The following is a 14,319-nucleotide window of genomic DNA, read 5'->3' on the forward strand; positions in this document are numbered from 1 at the left end:
ACCAAAACAGTTGTCGACCAACATGATAAAAAAAATCCTTGCATCCTTTGCGGTGGCAGTATCCACAACAAGTTTATTTGCGTTGCCTCCGGCCCTCCTTGTACTAAAAAACAAAAGCGCTCTGACGAGGGAAAATGAACTGATCGTAGTTACGAGAAGCACACTCGCATCAAAAGTGAAGAATCTTCAGCCGGGTGATTATTTGACTTTTTCAGCGAACGGCAAAACAATTCCGGCACAGTTTGATGATGTAGATGGCGACGGCAAATGGGATGAGGCAGTATTGATTGTTTCTTTCGCAGCTAAAGAGAGCATTAAGCTCCAACTGCAGGCTTCCAAAAATCTACCGGACTACCAACAACCCGTTTTTGCTCATGTAAGACAAAAACATAAAAACGCTGATCAGCGTTTCGGTCCGCTGGTGTTAAAGGATACGATGCCTTTCAACAATCCTCCGACAGATTTTTCAAAAGTTGCGTTGCCGCCATATCTCACAGAAGGACCGGCATGGGAGAATGATAAAGTTGCGTTCAGGTTATATTTCGATGCAAGAAATTGCAAAGACATTTATGGCAAACGAATTGGCGGTATGGTAATGGACACGGTGGGCGCCAATCCCAAAAACAGCTACCATAATTTTTCAAATTGGGGAATGGATATTCTACGCGTTGGAAAGTCGCTGGGCGCAGGCGCTTTGGCTATTCGCACCAAAACATCATCCAATGCCGACACACTTATCAGGGTTGGTGGTAGCATGGTAAAATCGGAAACATTCCATGTGGTAAGTGATGGTCCTTTACGTGCTATGTTTGACATGACATACTCTTGCGTCATCAACAACAAACCTTTCACGATCACTGAACGCACCAGCATTTGGAAGGGCCAATATTTTTATCAGTCGGATGTTACCATTTCGGGACTTAGCGCCACAGATGAACTGGTAACAGGCATGGCTGACTTTTACGAGAACAATGCGGAAAGTATTAGAATCAACAGTCAAAACATTTATTATTCCTACGGTGCACAAAGCGAGAATAAAGACAAACTAGCGCTTGCAGTAAGCGTGGCAAATAGCAGCCACACCTCTATGACTAATGCCAACTCGCTGCAAAGTGAAATAAAGGATACATGGCTCGTTAGCCAACCGGTTAATAACGGCAAGCTCTCATTCCGGTTTTATGCTCTATGGGAAAAAACGAACACTGCATTTTCTTCGAAGGAAGGCGTAAGGGATTTTTTCAACAAAGAGGTGGAGATGATGGGAAGCCCAATTGAAATTAGATAATTTGAAGATCTGAAGATTTGAAAATGGAGGGGCTAGGGCTTATTTAACCGCAAAGGGCGCAAAGATTGCGCAAAGAAAAGAAGGGTGTTTTTTGTGCATTCTTCGATTCCTTTGCGCAACCTTTGCGCCCTTTGCGGGTTAACCCGGTCAGGCTGCCAGCTTGGGGTTATTGCGTATATTTGATAGTAGACGACGTTTTCGAGGCGTCTGGACAAGTAAATCAAAACAGAAGAAACCATGTCAATAACCAAGGAAGAAGAACTCACCGGAATGCAAAAAGTTAGCGAGGCGGTTGCGCACACCTTGAAGGCAATGAGCAGCTATGCGCAGCCCGGCATGACAACGAAACAACTGGACGAGTATGGAGCAAAAATCCTTTCGGAATTCGGTGCAAAGTCCGCGCCTTACGAAACCTATGGTTTTCCGGGTTGGACCTGCATAAGTGTGAACAATGAGTTTTGTCACGGCATTCCATCCAGCAGAATACTGAAAGAAGGCGATTTGATCAACATAGACGTTTCAGCAGAACTCAACGGCTTTTGGTCAGACAATGGTAATTCGTTTGTGGTTGGAAAAGACATTCATCAACATCAAAAATTGGTGGACGCTTCAAAAGAGATTTTACATAAAGCGATTTACAATATCAAGGGCGGTGTTCGCATTTCTGAGGTGGGACACCTAATAGAAACGGAAGCGAAAAAACGTGGCTTCAAGGTGATCAAAAACCTGACCGGTCATGGCATCGGCAGAAGCCTTCATGAAGCACCAAGTGAAATAGCCAATTACAAAGACAAGTACAATCAAACAAGATTCAGAAAAAACTCCGTTGTTGCAATTGAAACATTTATTTCAACTACCTCCTCTTATGCGGACACACTAAGCGACGGCTGGACAATGGTTGGAAACAACGGCGGCTTTATGGCGCAACACGAGCACACAATTGTGGTGACTGATGGCAAGCCGATTATTTTGACGGAAGGGAATGGTGTTTGGAATTGATGTTATACGCCAACAACCTAAACCCACATTTATGATATTTAACTTCATAATCCCAATCCCTTAAACATGATTTATACTAACGACGAAACAGACAAATCGTTAAGACAGAAAAACTTCTTGCTATCCGTTTATGCGTTGCCCATTGCTGTGTCAGCTTCCCTTTGCAGTCTAACCTATCTGGCAACTTCTGCAAATTATCTTCCAAAGGGAGATGGGTTCTTTGGCTACATGGCTTCACTATTTCCCGGCATCTTGCTGTTTGCCCGTAACAGTAGAAACTGGTTAAAAATGCCCGATGGAACTTTTCATAACATCAAAGACATTGTACCAACTACCAAGATAAATATGACCGAACCGAGCCAGTATGAAGAAGAATATTTCTTTTCAACAAAAGAAAAAATAACTTCAACACTTATGGGAGTCGGCCTTACTGTTGCCTCCGTGTGGTTAGCAACTAAGGGATCAAAGAGTGTGTTGATCCCAGTTAGTATGGCTGCGGGAGGTATATTTATAGGCTATACAGGAATAAAAGGGCTGCTCGATAAATCAGCAACGCTAAAGCTTGCAACAACTGGGTTATGGACAAAAAAATTAGGATTTGTTGACTACAACGATCTTGTAAAAGCGCAGGTTGTTCAAGACACAAGCGGAAAAACGCCGCAAACCATTTTAGAAATTTATTTGAAAGGAACAGTATTTGCCGAAGCGAACCAGCCAGATGAACGACTTAATTTAACTAATGTAGACGGCAAAGAGTACGTTGAAATGGTCTTGGTAAATTTAATGAATAAAAGACATGAAGTCCCCGCATAATGAAGCCGGCAGTCTATTTGCCGGCTTTTGTTTTATTTGAAAGTTTGCTTACAGTTTAAAAATCAAACTCGCTACAAACTCGATGACGACTGTATTTGCACATCGGCATACTTCCACGCTTTATCAAACCTCGCTTTTACAAGTTGTGCCTCTGCAGTTTTTCCCTGCTTTTGAAGTGCCTGGTAGAGACCGATAAGGGCCCAGCCATTTTCCTTGTAACCATTCAAATCTTCGAGGTACATTTTTTCTGCTTCGCTATATTTTCCCGCTTCCAGTAATGCTGCGCCGACGTGATGGCGGATGGAGAAAAACCAATCAGGAGGTTCGTTATAATTCAAGTTGTCTTCAAATACAATAGCTTTTTTAAATGCAACAATCGATTGATCGTATTCTTTTTTGCTTCGATACACTTCTGCCGTAAGAGTGTTGAGCGCTATTTGCACAATGTCTTCTGCGCTGTTAATGTTCCAGATTGAAATTTGCTTTAGCACAGAATCCTTTGCCAATTCCTTTAATTGCGAAAGCTCGTTTTCTGCTTTTGCAATGTCGCGTTTTCCAAGATATGCCATGCCTCTTGCATATTGTAAAATAGCACGTGGATAAACAAGATCTTTATCCAATGGTTTTATGTTGAGAATAGTATCCCACATGCCAAACTTGACCGCAATAAAATAGGGAATGCTATAGTAATGTTGCAACGTTCCCCACCCCGGTTGTTTCATAATGCTGGTGGCAGTATTTTCCTGCAGCTTTTGCGCAGCGTTCCAGGCCAACTTTGAGTTTCCTTCGTACGTTGCAGTGGCTGCCAGGTAATGCCAGTTGTGCGGATAATAGCCCAGCGGATAAGCCCCTTGGGCATGACAGGCTGTTACATAATTGCTATCTACTTTTACGGCCTCAATATTCGAAAGAGAACCAAGATGATAATCACCGGTCCAAATGTAAATGTGAGATGGCATATGCACTAAGTGTCCCGAACCTGGTACCAATGTCATTAACAGGTTTGCACTTGCAAGCCCTCTCTCCGGATGTTTCGACGCTTCGACAGCATGTATATAAAAATGCGGGGCGCCGGGATGTTTAGGATATAATTTGATTAGCTTCTCAAGTACAGCAACAATTTCCGGTGTCCATGGTTTCGGCTCTCTTGTTTTCTTATCATACAGATCCCATGGATGCATGTCCATTACAGATTCTGCATACAATGCGCTGATATCGGGATCGGTGGAATATTTATCATACACTTTTTTCATAGCGGCCGAATAAGCACTATCAAGGTGTCTCCGATCTTTAGGCGGCTCAACCGCATAACGATAGGTCAATGCTTGAATAAGTGCTTTCTCTTTTTCTGTACTATTGTTGGAGAGTGAAACAGCCTTCTGGCAAGCTTTGTAAGCCCGTTGGTAGTTATCATCCTCCATGCCCGCATTATAGTTTGGACCAAGCACCAACGCAAAGCCCCAATAAGCCATGGCGCAAGTGGAGTCGAGACGCGATGCCTCAAAAAATGACCTTGCAGCTTCCGCATGGTTGAAGCCGTAAGACAACATCATGCCCTGGTTGAAGTATTCCTGCGCTTCTTTATTGTTCGTGGAAATTTTAAAATCAATTCCTTCAAGGCCTTTTAGTTTGGGAGCTTTCGTGCCCGAAGTGTACCAGGCTTTGTCGGTGGTTTGCGGGACGGCACAACCAACGGGGTTTTGTTTTGCAGACGCAACTTTGTCGTCAACTTTTTTGGGTGCTTCATTACAACTTGCGGCAAGCAAGACCACTACGGTGCAGTAATAGAGTTTTCTCATGCTGGTAGTTTTAGCATTTCATCTAATGTACAAAAGCTAATTTATAAAACGAAACGGGGGAAGGGAGCACACCCGCCTGAATGAAATTCTTTCGGGCAGGCAGATGACGCTGATTTGAGTGATTTGCGCTGATTTTTTTTCTCGCAGCTGCATAGAAAGCTTTTGCCTCATTTTCAACTTTCAATTTTCAACTTTCAATTTTCCCTTTGTAACCCTACTGTCATTTCTAAACGTTTTCTTATTTTTTTAACAACATAAGTTGGTCTGTTTCCCTGTTTGATTATATTTTTCGAAGTTATACGTATGAATATATTATTAGTAGAAGACGAGTCGGCAGTTATATCGGTGATTCAAAGAGGACTTACAGAACACAACCTTTCTGTAAGTGTGGCGCTGGATGGAGCAACTGGTTTGCAAATGGCGAGGGAACATGAGTTTGATGTTATCCTGCTGGATATTATGCTGCCCGCAATGAATGGCATTGAAGTTTGTAAGACCTTGCGAAGAGAAAATATCAATACTCCCGTGCTGATGTTAACGGCGCTGGGCAGCACCGAGAACGTGATTACCGGCCTTGATAGTGGTGCCGACGACTATATGTCGAAACCATTCAAGCTATCGGAATTGTACGCACGTATTCGCGCCCTTGCGCGCAGACGGTTCACTCCATTAAAAGATGACAGCATTATTTCAATTGGAAGTTTGGCGTTAAACACCGTTTCTAAAATTATCACCAGGAACAATACTCCCATCTCATTAACTGCAACAGAATACAAGCTCCTTGAGTATTTAATGAAAAACGCTAACCGTGTGCTTTCCCGAATGGAAATACTCGAGCATGTTTGGGGCATCAATTTCAATATGGGCACCAATGTGGTGGATGTGTATGTAAATTATCTGCGCAAAAAAATTGATAAAGATTTCGAAAACAAAATGATACATACTTTGGTAGGCATGGGTTATGTATTGAAATCTGATTAGCAATATGAGCATACGCAGAAAGATCACCTCCATGTTTACCTCACTCACAGCGGCTATCACTATACTGCTGAGTGTGCTCGTGTATTTTTTCACGAAGCAGTATGTGGAAAGCAATTTTTTTCATCGCATGGAAGTAAGGGCTGGCGTGGCGGGCAGGGCAAAGTTCGAAGCAAACGATAGCAGCCTGCTATTCTACAATGAAATGCGTGAAAAACATTTACAGCGATTACCTGATGAAAAAGAATTTGTTTTCAACGCATTGCCTTCTTTGGGATCGCTTGATTCTATCGGTGTTCCTTCCGGCGCGGCATTCAGATCTAAGCTCTCGCAAAATAAAAAGGTGCAGTTTCGAAAAGGAGATGTTTACTACTACGCCATTTTGTACGAACACCAGAACAAACCATATAGCATTGTTCTTTCTGCGAGCGATGAGGAAGGAGCTGCCATATTATTTGAATTAAAACGAAACCTGATCGTAGGCGTATTGGTGGCCATAGCCGTTGTGTACATCATGAGCTTAATGATTTCGAAAGAAGTGGCAGATCCAATTCGCCACATCATTCAAAATGTACGAAAGATAACTGCATCTAATTTGCACCTTCGATTAATATCAAAAAATAGCAGAGGTGAAACGGCAGCACTTACGCAGACATTTAATGATATGCTCGACCGGCTGGAGACCTCATTTGAAACACAAAATAATTTCCTGAACAAAGCAGCGCACGAACTGCGTACACCGCTTACAGCTATCATTGGCGAGGCAGAACTTGCTCTTGAAAAACCGCGTGGCAGCGAAGACTACACAAGGGCTTTAAAAATTATTGCCAGGGAGGCGGAACAACTCGAACACCTCACCAGCAGCCTGCTCGAGCTGGCACAGGCAGGATACAGCAGCAAGGAGGCTTTCATGACCGATCTGAGAATCGATGAACTGCTCTTTTCTGTTAAGCGATTGATAGATTTTACAGAACCTGGCAATCATGTGCAAATGAATATGGAAGGCTTGCCGGAAGCGGAGTACAAACTTGTTGTATCTGGCAACACAAATCTGCTGAAACTTGCCTTTGCCAACATCATCCAAAACGCCTGCAAATACTCGGAAATGCGCCAGGTTGATGTGTCCATTCACACCGACGATACACACTGCATTATCACTGTGAATGATCATGGCATCGGTATTCCGGAAAATGAATTGAAATATATCTTCGATCCATTCTTTCGCGCCTCCAACACTTCTTCATACAAGGGCTACGGCGTTGGGCTTCCGCTTGCACAAAAAATTATAAGGCTCCACAGAGGCATTCTTGAATTTTCATCGAAAGTAAATGAAGGAACTGAGGTAAGGGTTAGTTTGCCGTTTGTGGAGATCAGCAATTAATAATTAATAATTAAGAATTAATAGGTGCTACAGAATGTCTAAGCGTGGCACTTGTTAATTTCAAGTAAGCATAGAGCAATATTCTATACCGAATGCTGCCCTATTAATTATTAATTATTAATTATTAATTCCCCAACATTAACTGCAAATTAGAAACCCTATAACAACATTCTAATCTCATTCTAATCTCTCTATTATACCCTGCTAATAGCTGACAAATAGTTTTGTCATCGTAATTGTTTTATCACTTAAAAAAACATCACGATGAAAACTATAATAATACCTTTTAGCGAAAGCACAAATTTGTACGGTCTTACTGAAGCTGTTGTTTCTGTTGTTGGCAATGGCAATATCCATTGCATTTTCCTGGCGATCAAAGCATTGCCCGACAACTACAATGATCTTTTCTTCCTGAGCAAATCGCCCTTTGAAACAGAGAAAGCAAGCAATACGTTTTATCATTTTGCCGCTGCCTCTAAAAAGCTCTACGGCGAACGTGTTACGGTTACGGCAGACTACATTTATGGAGATTCTGATCCCGCCTTCCGTCATTATGCACAACACAAAAATGTTGACATGGTGGTGTTTGACACTGCTCAATGGGATCTAACTAACAAAAGAAAACGCACTGGAATTTTCAAGATGCTTTGCAGATCAGGTTGCGAATTACTTTATGTTTTTCCGACAAATACTTTTGTCAAATCATTACCACAACTGGACACAAAAGAAAATTTCTGGAAGAACGAGCCTGAGCTGGCAACAGCGCCGGTACTACAAACAGCTGGTGATAAAAGAACGGCAAAGCTTCCCAAAACCGTTATTTACCAATATTCCGCAGTAAATGACATGCTCAACGAATGGGAAAATCAGGTCACAGGCAAACATGTTTTTTCTACAACCATGAGCACGATGTCGCGCTACTTTTTAAAAGAACAAGCGGTGCAGAAGATGCTTGAGCGATCAGGATGTGTGTATATGGTTTTGAAATAGGAGATTCACTTTTGTCGAATTAATAATTAATAATTAATAATTAATGTCGTGTTGCAGTGAAATCGAAATATGGATTGCCCTCTGCTCAACCATACAGCGAGTCTACACTCACTCTCAGTGCTGCACCTATTAATTCTTAATTATTAATTATTAATTCCTAATAGCTGCTGTCAATTTATACATACTAAAGCTCCAAACATGCTACTAAAAGGAAAGATTCCCGTAAAATATATACTGAATAAGATCAAGTTTGAAATACTGTTTATCAGCCTGTATACAACAGCCATATGGTTTGCTGTGAAAGAATTTAATCTGCATCACACTTCCATTCCATTGGGAGTGCCGGCTATACTTGGAACTGTCATTTCATTGTTGCTGGCGTTTCGTTCCAACCAGGCTTATGACAGATGGTGGGAAGCAAGGATCATTTGGGGAGCGATTGTAAATGATTCACGAACATTTACGCGACAGATACAATGTTTTGTGGAACCGGATTATGCGAATGATGTAAAGAAAGCCTTTCAGCAAAGAATGGTGAACCGGCAAATTGCATGGACCTATAGTCTGGGGCAATCACTACGTGGATTGAATGCCACTGATGGATTGGAAAGATTGATCTCCAGGAAAGAACTGCATTATGTTTCGTCGCACGATAATGTTCCAAACGCACTTATTAACCTGCATGGCAAAGACATTAAGAATATGCTGGAAGAAGGCTGGATCAACGAATTTCAGCAAGTGGAACTTGATCACACGCTGACAAGATTCTGTGATTCCATGGGAAAATGTGAGCGTATTAAAAACACTGTCTTCCCGGTGACGTATAGCTTTTATCTCCACATTGCTTTGTATTTCTTTCTGCTATTGCTGCCTTTTGGCGTCATTGAATACATCGGCATTATAGAGATTCCGCTGGTTACTATTCTTGCTACTTTTTTCTTATTGATTGAAAAAATGGCGGTGCATTTGCAGGATCCGTTTGAGAACAAACCGACCGATACGCCAATGTCATCCATCGCGAGAACAATCGAACGTAACCTTAAACAAATGATGCAAACAGAACAGGATATGCCGGCGCAGGTGAAGGCGAAGGGATACTATGTCCTGTAGGACAATTAAGAATTAGGAATTAAGAATTAAGAATTGTTCAGGTCGGTCATTCAATTCAATAGATTAGGTTGTTTTACGCTCAACACTTTAAGGTTCAATAGACAATAACGCACAGAATGAATTCTTAATTCTTAATTCTTAATTCTTAATTCCTAATTCTTAATTCTTAATTTTTTGTTAGAGTCCTCTAACTACTATGAATATCCCAAAATCAGAATTATTTTTCGGCGCACTTAACCCTTCGTCTCGATGAACCTATTAAGAAACCTTTGTCCTAAGCAAACCATTAGAACCTTATCCTTTGTTTTTTTCGCTTCTCATTTCCTGAATGTTTTTGCACATGCACAAGGAGTAACTCCTCCTCAAGATTATTTTAGAAATATTGAAATTGCAGATTCGCTATCTAATCAAAAAAATTATAAGGCCGCTACGGAGTACTATACAAAAGCGATCAAAGCGTTTGGAGGACGGGCTCTGCCAGATGACCGCTACAACGCGGCGCGTGCATGGGGTTACGCTGGAAGCAAAGATTCCGCATTCGCTTTGCTTGAACATTTGGCGACCAAGTCCAGGTACTGGAACTATCAACGTTTTGCTGACGATCCTGCTTTTAAAAGTTTCACCCGCTTATATAGATTTAGCGAAATCGCATCGTCGTTTCAAGCAAACAAAGAAAAATACTACCCTGAAATAAACGTGGAATTTTACAATGCCTTAGATAGCATTCATACAGAAGCTGAGCAAAACCGAAAAATGCTTGCACTGGCCAAAGCGAGGAATGAAAATGTTTTGCTCCTAAACAAACAGATACACAACAAAGATTCAGCAGATCTTCAAAGAGTTATCCAACTTCTGGACAAGCATGGATGGCCCGATTCTGTGTCCATTGGATTTTATGGTAATTACACTTTGAATTCATTGATCAGGCAATCACATCGCCCGGAGCATGCAAAATATCGCGGCATGATGGCACAGGCGATCGCCAAAAATAATCCCGCGTTTAATTTGTCTTTAGCGATCACGCTCGACAGCATTCTCACGGATGACCAACACGACAGAATGAATGTGCAAACCATTATGGATTTGTATGGACCACAATCAAAACAACTGGACTCACTGAACAAAAGAATAACTTACTATGATTCCATAAATTTGATCAAAGTAAAACAGATCATTGATACATACGGCTGGCCCGGTTCTGATGTAGTGGGCTTTGAAGGAAATCTTGCAATATTCCTGGTAATTCAACACGCCGACCTGGCCACACAAGAAAAGTATTTACCGATGGTGCGTGACGCCGTAAAAACCGGGAAAGCCAGAGCCGGAGACCTGGCTCTTTTGGAAGACAGGGTACTAACGAGAAACGGCAAAGCGCAGATTTATGGAAGCCAGTTGCGGCAGATTCCCAATACAAACAAATATGAATTCTATCCCATCGAAGATGAAGCAAATGTGAACAAAAGAAGGGCGGCTATTGGGCTGCAGCCTTTGGAAGATTATGCAAAAGGCTTTGGGATTAGTTACACGCCGATTAAATAGCTATTGTTATCAACTTAATGAATAGAACCAAATATCTCCGGTCAAAACAATATAACTGGCAGAGTTACATTGCAATAGACCTTATAACCGTTTTGGATGCCCGGAGTCCAGCATGGCATCTTGCTAATCATATCTAACACGGCCTTATTGCATTCATCGTTAACCCCTTTTTCTATCTTTGCATAAGAGACTTCTCCCGTAGGGCTCACTATAAGTTTCACGACAACAATATTGTGCATTAGCGAAAAAGTTTGATTTGCAGGAACATGAAGAGTTTCTGCCATGAATTTAAAAAGATCATTTGATCCAGAAGAGAATTTTGGAGACACTTCCACTGCGTAAAAGATATCATGTTTCAACACAGTACTATCCCCCCAGCTTTGACTATGCGCTTTGCTCAACAGAAAAAAACAAACAAATATTGACAATACAATTTTGCTCATAAAGATTGATTTAGGGCATTCAGAACTTCTCCTCAAAAAAAGGAACGGCACACAAAATAACAAATTTATGGTTTGGTTAAGATGCACTTTTGTTGGAGACTATCTTTTTCCGGTTGCCTGGGCCACCTGCAAGTTTAACAGGGTAAATTTATTTTTATCATTCCTGAAATTCGTTCTCAATAACACTTGATGCGCCTAAACTTCTAATTCCTGATTCCTAATTTCTAATTCCTCGGATTTGTACCAATTAAACCTTGTGCAGTACAAATTTTAGAACAATGACTTCGTGAATTTTGTATTCTCAGAATGGATTTTGAAAAATCATAAAAAATATAAAAAATGGATTTACAACTGACAAATAAAAAAGCACTGATAACAGGCTCTACTGCAGGCATTGGTTTCGCTATTGCAAAACATCTTGCAGCAGAAGGAGCGATTGTTACGATCAACGGGCGCACGCAAAAAAGAATTGATGAAGCGATCGCAAATATTAAAAAAGAAATTCCGGCTGCGAATGTGTCGGGCATTGTTGTAGATTTTCAAAAGGTAGAAGACATCACTAATCTTACAAAACAATTGCCTGAAGTTGATATACTGATCAACAACGTTGGGGTTTTCAATCCACAGGATTTTGTTGATATTCCTGATGAAGAATGGCAACGCTTTTTTGACATCAACATCATGAGTGGTGTTCGTTTGTCTCGTTTTTATTTACCTAAAATGTTGTCAAAAAACTGGGGCAGGATCATTTTCATTTCGAGCGAATCAGCATTAAACATTCCGGAAGAAATGGTTCACTATGGCATGACAAAAACGGCGCAACTGGCCATCAGCCGCGGCATTGCTGAAGCCACAAGAGGCACAAATGTTACGGTCAACTCCATATTGCCCGGACCAACAAGTTCCGAAGGTGTAAGTGATTTTGTTGATCAGCTTGCGCAATCAAAAAATATGACAAAGGCTGATATGGAAAAAGAATTCTTCAAGTCCGCAAGACCAAGTTCTATTTTGCAGCGCTTTACTACACCTGATGAAATAGCGAATCTTGTCGTGTATGTTGCGAGCCCTCTTTCAAGTGCAACGAATGGCGCAGCGTTGCGGGCAGATGGCGGAGTGTATAAGAGCATTTGAGCAGACAATTTGAAAATTTGAAGATTTGAAAATGATCCGGTGCTAATCCCAAATTAGAGTTCATCTATTCTTGGAACTCCTGCTGTTTAGGTTGAGTAAAGAATATTACGTCCAAAGCATTTTCAAATTTTCAAATCTTCAAATTTTCAAATTAGCTATTTTTGACACCAAACAAAAACCATTTAAACATGAAAGCATTTGATCCATATTTAGCATTCAACGGCAATTGCCGTGAGGCTATGGAGTTTTACCAAAAAGCATTTGGTGGCGAATTGAAAATCATGACTTATGGAGAAGCTCCCGGTGGCAATTCATCTGGAGATGACAAGGACCTTGTAATGCACAGTCAGTTAGTGAAAGATGGTGTTACCTTGATGGCTTCTGACGGCATGGGAGATAACAAAGTAACATTCGGTTCATCTGTTTCTGTTTCACTTCAATGCAGCAGCAAAGAAGAAACAGACGCTTTCTTTAAAGGCCTTACTGACGGCGCAAAAATAACAATGCCTTTACAGGACACTTTCTGGGGTGCATACTTTGGTATGCTGACGGATAAGTTTGGAATACATTGGTTGTTGAATTATGATAAACCAGCGCAATAGCGAATTAATAATTAATAATTAATTATTAGTACGGCAGCATTCATGACTGAATGCTGCCGTATGTTTTTAAAACTTATCGAATGCTGGCTTTCATTTAGAGTGCAACACCTATTAATTCTTAATTATTAATTATTAATTCGTCTAATGGTTCACCAGCTTCATGCTTGCATCACTATACCTCTGCCCCACATCCGGATATTTGTTTAGCAATGCCTCAATTGCCTGCAGATCTTCGGCTGACAATTGAATATCCACAGCGCCGGCATTTTCCTGCAAATACTTTCTCTTCTTTGTTCCCGGAATGGGTATGATATCATCGCCTTGTGCAAGTACCCATGCAAGCGCCAGTTGTGCAGGCGTGCAGTTTTTATTTTTTGCAAAGTCTGCAAACTCATTTACCAACTGCACATTGTTGTCCGCATGTTCATCACTAAAGCGTGGAAGCGTTCTGCGAAAATCTGTTGCATCCAGTTTGGAGAAATCATTGACTGTTGCAGTCACCAGACCTCTTGCCAGCGGACTGTAAGGAATAAACGAAATGCCCAGTTCGCGGCAGGTTGGCAATATTTCATTTTCTACATCTCGGGTGAGCAAAGAGTATTCGCTCTGCAATGCTGCGATGGGATGCACGGCATGTGCCTTGCGCAGTGAAGCCGCAGAGGCTTCGGAAAGTCCGAGGTATTTTACTTTGCCTTCTTTTACGAGATCTGCCATTGCTCCCACCATGTCTTCTACCGGCACATTAGGATCGATGCGGTGCGCATAGTACAAATCAATGGTGTCGATTTTTAAACGTTTCAAGCTGGCCTCTACCGTTGTTTTGAGGTAAGCAGGTGATCCGTCGAAATAGGTGCCTTTTCCATCATCTTTCAAGCGGAAACCGAATTTTGTGGCAATGAAAACTTTATCACGATTTGGCACCAATACTTTTGATATAAGTTCTTCATTTTTTCCAAAGGCATACATGTCTGCCGTATCCCAAAAATTAATGCCCAGCTCAAGTGCTTTGTGTAATGTAGCAATTGACTCTTCGTCGTCTACGGGACCATAGGCAAAGCTCATTCCCATGCAACCCAAGCCTATCGCCGATAATTTTTCTGATGTTTTTCCAAGATTCCTGTATTGCATAAATATAAATTTTACGAGTACAAATGTATTCTACAGGAAGGGGTGGGTGTTAATAGATTTCAAACAGAAAATTGCAATTTTCAAACATTTTCAACAGAGCCATGTAATTTGAAAATTTGAT

The 14,319-nt window shown here is 41.3% G+C and carries 13 protein-coding genes; 10 read left to right on the forward strand and 3 right to left on the reverse strand.

Going from position 1 to position 14,319, the window contains the following annotated elements:
- The first annotated feature begins 22 nt into the window (after positions 1-22).
- The 3 genes from KTO63_RS13840 to KTO63_RS13850 all read left to right on the forward strand — a co-directional run bounded on the left by KTO63_RS13840 (position 23) and on the right by KTO63_RS13850 (position 3,097).
- Positions 23-1,285 carry a DUF4861 domain-containing protein gene (locus KTO63_RS13840; protein WP_217791920.1) on the forward strand — a complete coding sequence of 421 codons (1,263 nt, stop codon included), beginning with the start codon at positions 23-25 and terminating at the stop codon, positions 1,283-1,285.
- A gap of 237 nt (positions 1,286-1,522) precedes the next feature.
- Entirely contained in the window at positions 1,523-2,284 is a 762-nt protein-coding gene (gene map / locus KTO63_RS13845; RefSeq protein ID WP_217791921.1) for a type I methionyl aminopeptidase, read from the forward strand.
- A 66-nt stretch (positions 2,285-2,350) separates the two neighbouring features.
- Entirely contained in the window at positions 2,351-3,097 is a 747-nt protein-coding gene (locus tag KTO63_RS13850; RefSeq protein ID WP_217791922.1) for a hypothetical protein, read from the forward strand.
- Positions 3,098-3,168: 71 nt separating this feature from the next.
- Here the strand turns inward: KTO63_RS13850 and KTO63_RS13855 are convergent, their stop codons facing one another.
- Positions 3,169-4,896 (reverse strand): tetratricopeptide repeat protein, encoded by a 1,728-nt coding sequence (locus tag KTO63_RS13855; RefSeq protein WP_217791923.1) that lies wholly within the window; start codon positions 4,894-4,896, stop codon positions 3,169-3,171.
- Between the two features lie 303 nt (positions 4,897-5,199).
- Here KTO63_RS13855 and KTO63_RS13860 point away from each other — a divergent pair, with 303 nt between their 5' ends.
- The 5 genes from KTO63_RS13860 (at position 5,200) to KTO63_RS13880 (ending at position 10,894) form a co-directional block, all read left to right on the forward strand.
- Positions 5,200-5,877 carry a response regulator transcription factor gene (locus KTO63_RS13860; protein ID WP_217791924.1) on the forward strand — a complete coding sequence of 226 codons (678 nt, stop codon included), beginning with the start codon at positions 5,200-5,202 and terminating at the stop codon, positions 5,875-5,877.
- A gap of 4 nt (positions 5,878-5,881) precedes the next feature.
- Positions 5,882-7,255, forward strand: a complete 1,374-nt coding sequence (locus tag KTO63_RS13865) for a sensor histidine kinase (RefSeq protein WP_217791925.1) — start codon at positions 5,882-5,884, stop codon at positions 7,253-7,255.
- A gap of 264 nt (positions 7,256-7,519) precedes the next feature.
- Positions 7,520-8,245 (forward strand): hypothetical protein, encoded by a 726-nt coding sequence (locus KTO63_RS13870; protein ID WP_217791926.1) that lies wholly within the window; start codon positions 7,520-7,522, stop codon positions 8,243-8,245.
- 198 nt (positions 8,246-8,443) lie between these two features.
- Positions 8,444-9,355, forward strand: coding sequence for a bestrophin family protein (locus tag KTO63_RS13875; RefSeq protein ID WP_217791927.1), 912 nt, complete (start codon positions 8,444-8,446; stop codon positions 9,353-9,355).
- Between the two features lie 249 nt (positions 9,356-9,604).
- Positions 9,605-10,894 (forward strand): DUF6624 domain-containing protein, encoded by a 1,290-nt coding sequence (locus tag KTO63_RS13880; protein ID WP_217791928.1) that lies wholly within the window; start codon positions 9,605-9,607, stop codon positions 10,892-10,894.
- Positions 10,895-10,935: 41 nt separating this feature from the next.
- On the opposite strand, the gene KTO63_RS13885 is transcribed toward KTO63_RS13880, so the two are convergent.
- Complete coding sequence (locus tag KTO63_RS13885) at positions 10,936-11,337, reverse strand: energy transducer TonB (protein ID WP_217791929.1); 402 nt, start codon at positions 11,335-11,337, stop codon at positions 10,936-10,938.
- A 339-nt stretch (positions 11,338-11,676) separates the two neighbouring features.
- Here KTO63_RS13885 and KTO63_RS13890 point away from each other — a divergent pair, with 339 nt between their 5' ends.
- Together KTO63_RS13890 and KTO63_RS13895 are read left to right on the forward strand one after the other, a co-directional pair.
- The gene (locus KTO63_RS13890) at positions 11,677-12,468 is read left to right on the forward strand and encodes an SDR family NAD(P)-dependent oxidoreductase (RefSeq protein WP_217791930.1); all 792 of its coding nucleotides are present in this window, start codon (positions 11,677-11,679) and stop codon (positions 12,466-12,468) included.
- Between the two features lie 188 nt (positions 12,469-12,656).
- Entirely contained in the window at positions 12,657-13,070 is a 414-nt protein-coding gene (locus KTO63_RS13895) for a VOC family protein (protein WP_217791931.1), read from the forward strand.
- Positions 13,071-13,211: 141 nt separating this feature from the next.
- Here KTO63_RS13895 and KTO63_RS13900 read toward each other — a convergent pair whose 3' ends face one another.
- Positions 13,212-14,198 carry an aldo/keto reductase gene (locus tag KTO63_RS13900; protein WP_217791932.1) on the reverse strand — a complete coding sequence of 329 codons (987 nt, stop codon included), beginning with the start codon at positions 14,196-14,198 and terminating at the stop codon, positions 13,212-13,214.
- Positions 14,199-14,319 lie beyond the last annotated feature (121 nt).

The sequence above is a fragment of the Pinibacter aurantiacus genome (genome assembly GCF_019130065.1).
In the GTDB taxonomy this organism is placed as follows: domain Bacteria; phylum Bacteroidota; class Bacteroidia; order Chitinophagales; family Chitinophagaceae; genus Pinibacter; species Pinibacter aurantiacus.

What these genes read in the sequence shown, in the direction of transcription:
- map (WP_217791921.1), top strand. Translation starts at nt 1,523, where the DNA reads ATGTCAATAACCAAGGAAGAAGAACTCACCGGAATGCAAAAAGTTAGC.
- KTO63_RS13850 (WP_217791922.1), top strand. Translation starts at nt 2,351, where the DNA reads ATGATTTATACTAACGACGAAACAGACAAATCGTTAAGACAGAAAAAC.
- KTO63_RS13900 (WP_217791932.1), bottom strand. Translation starts at nt 14,198, where the DNA reads ATGCAATACAGGAATCTTGGAAAAACATCAGAAAAATTATCGGCGATA.
- KTO63_RS13885 (WP_217791929.1), bottom strand. Translation starts at nt 11,337, where the DNA reads ATGAGCAAAATTGTATTGTCAATATTTGTTTGTTTTTTTCTGTTGAGC.
- KTO63_RS13895 (WP_217791931.1), top strand. Translation starts at nt 12,657, where the DNA reads ATGAAAGCATTTGATCCATATTTAGCATTCAACGGCAATTGCCGTGAG.
- KTO63_RS13880 (WP_217791928.1), top strand. Translation starts at nt 9,605, where the DNA reads ATGAACCTATTAAGAAACCTTTGTCCTAAGCAAACCATTAGAACCTTA.
- KTO63_RS13855 (WP_217791923.1), bottom strand. Translation starts at nt 4,896, where the DNA reads ATGAGAAAACTCTATTACTGCACCGTAGTGGTCTTGCTTGCCGCAAGT.
- KTO63_RS13870 (WP_217791926.1), top strand. Translation starts at nt 7,520, where the DNA reads ATGAAAACTATAATAATACCTTTTAGCGAAAGCACAAATTTGTACGGT.
- KTO63_RS13865 (WP_217791925.1), top strand. Translation starts at nt 5,882, where the DNA reads ATGAGCATACGCAGAAAGATCACCTCCATGTTTACCTCACTCACAGCG.
- KTO63_RS13840 (WP_217791920.1), top strand. Translation starts at nt 23, where the DNA reads ATGATAAAAAAAATCCTTGCATCCTTTGCGGTGGCAGTATCCACAACA.
- KTO63_RS13860 (WP_217791924.1), top strand. Translation starts at nt 5,200, where the DNA reads ATGAATATATTATTAGTAGAAGACGAGTCGGCAGTTATATCGGTGATT.
- KTO63_RS13890 (WP_217791930.1), top strand. Translation starts at nt 11,677, where the DNA reads ATGGATTTACAACTGACAAATAAAAAAGCACTGATAACAGGCTCTACT.
- KTO63_RS13875 (WP_217791927.1), top strand. Translation starts at nt 8,444, where the DNA reads ATGCTACTAAAAGGAAAGATTCCCGTAAAATATATACTGAATAAGATC.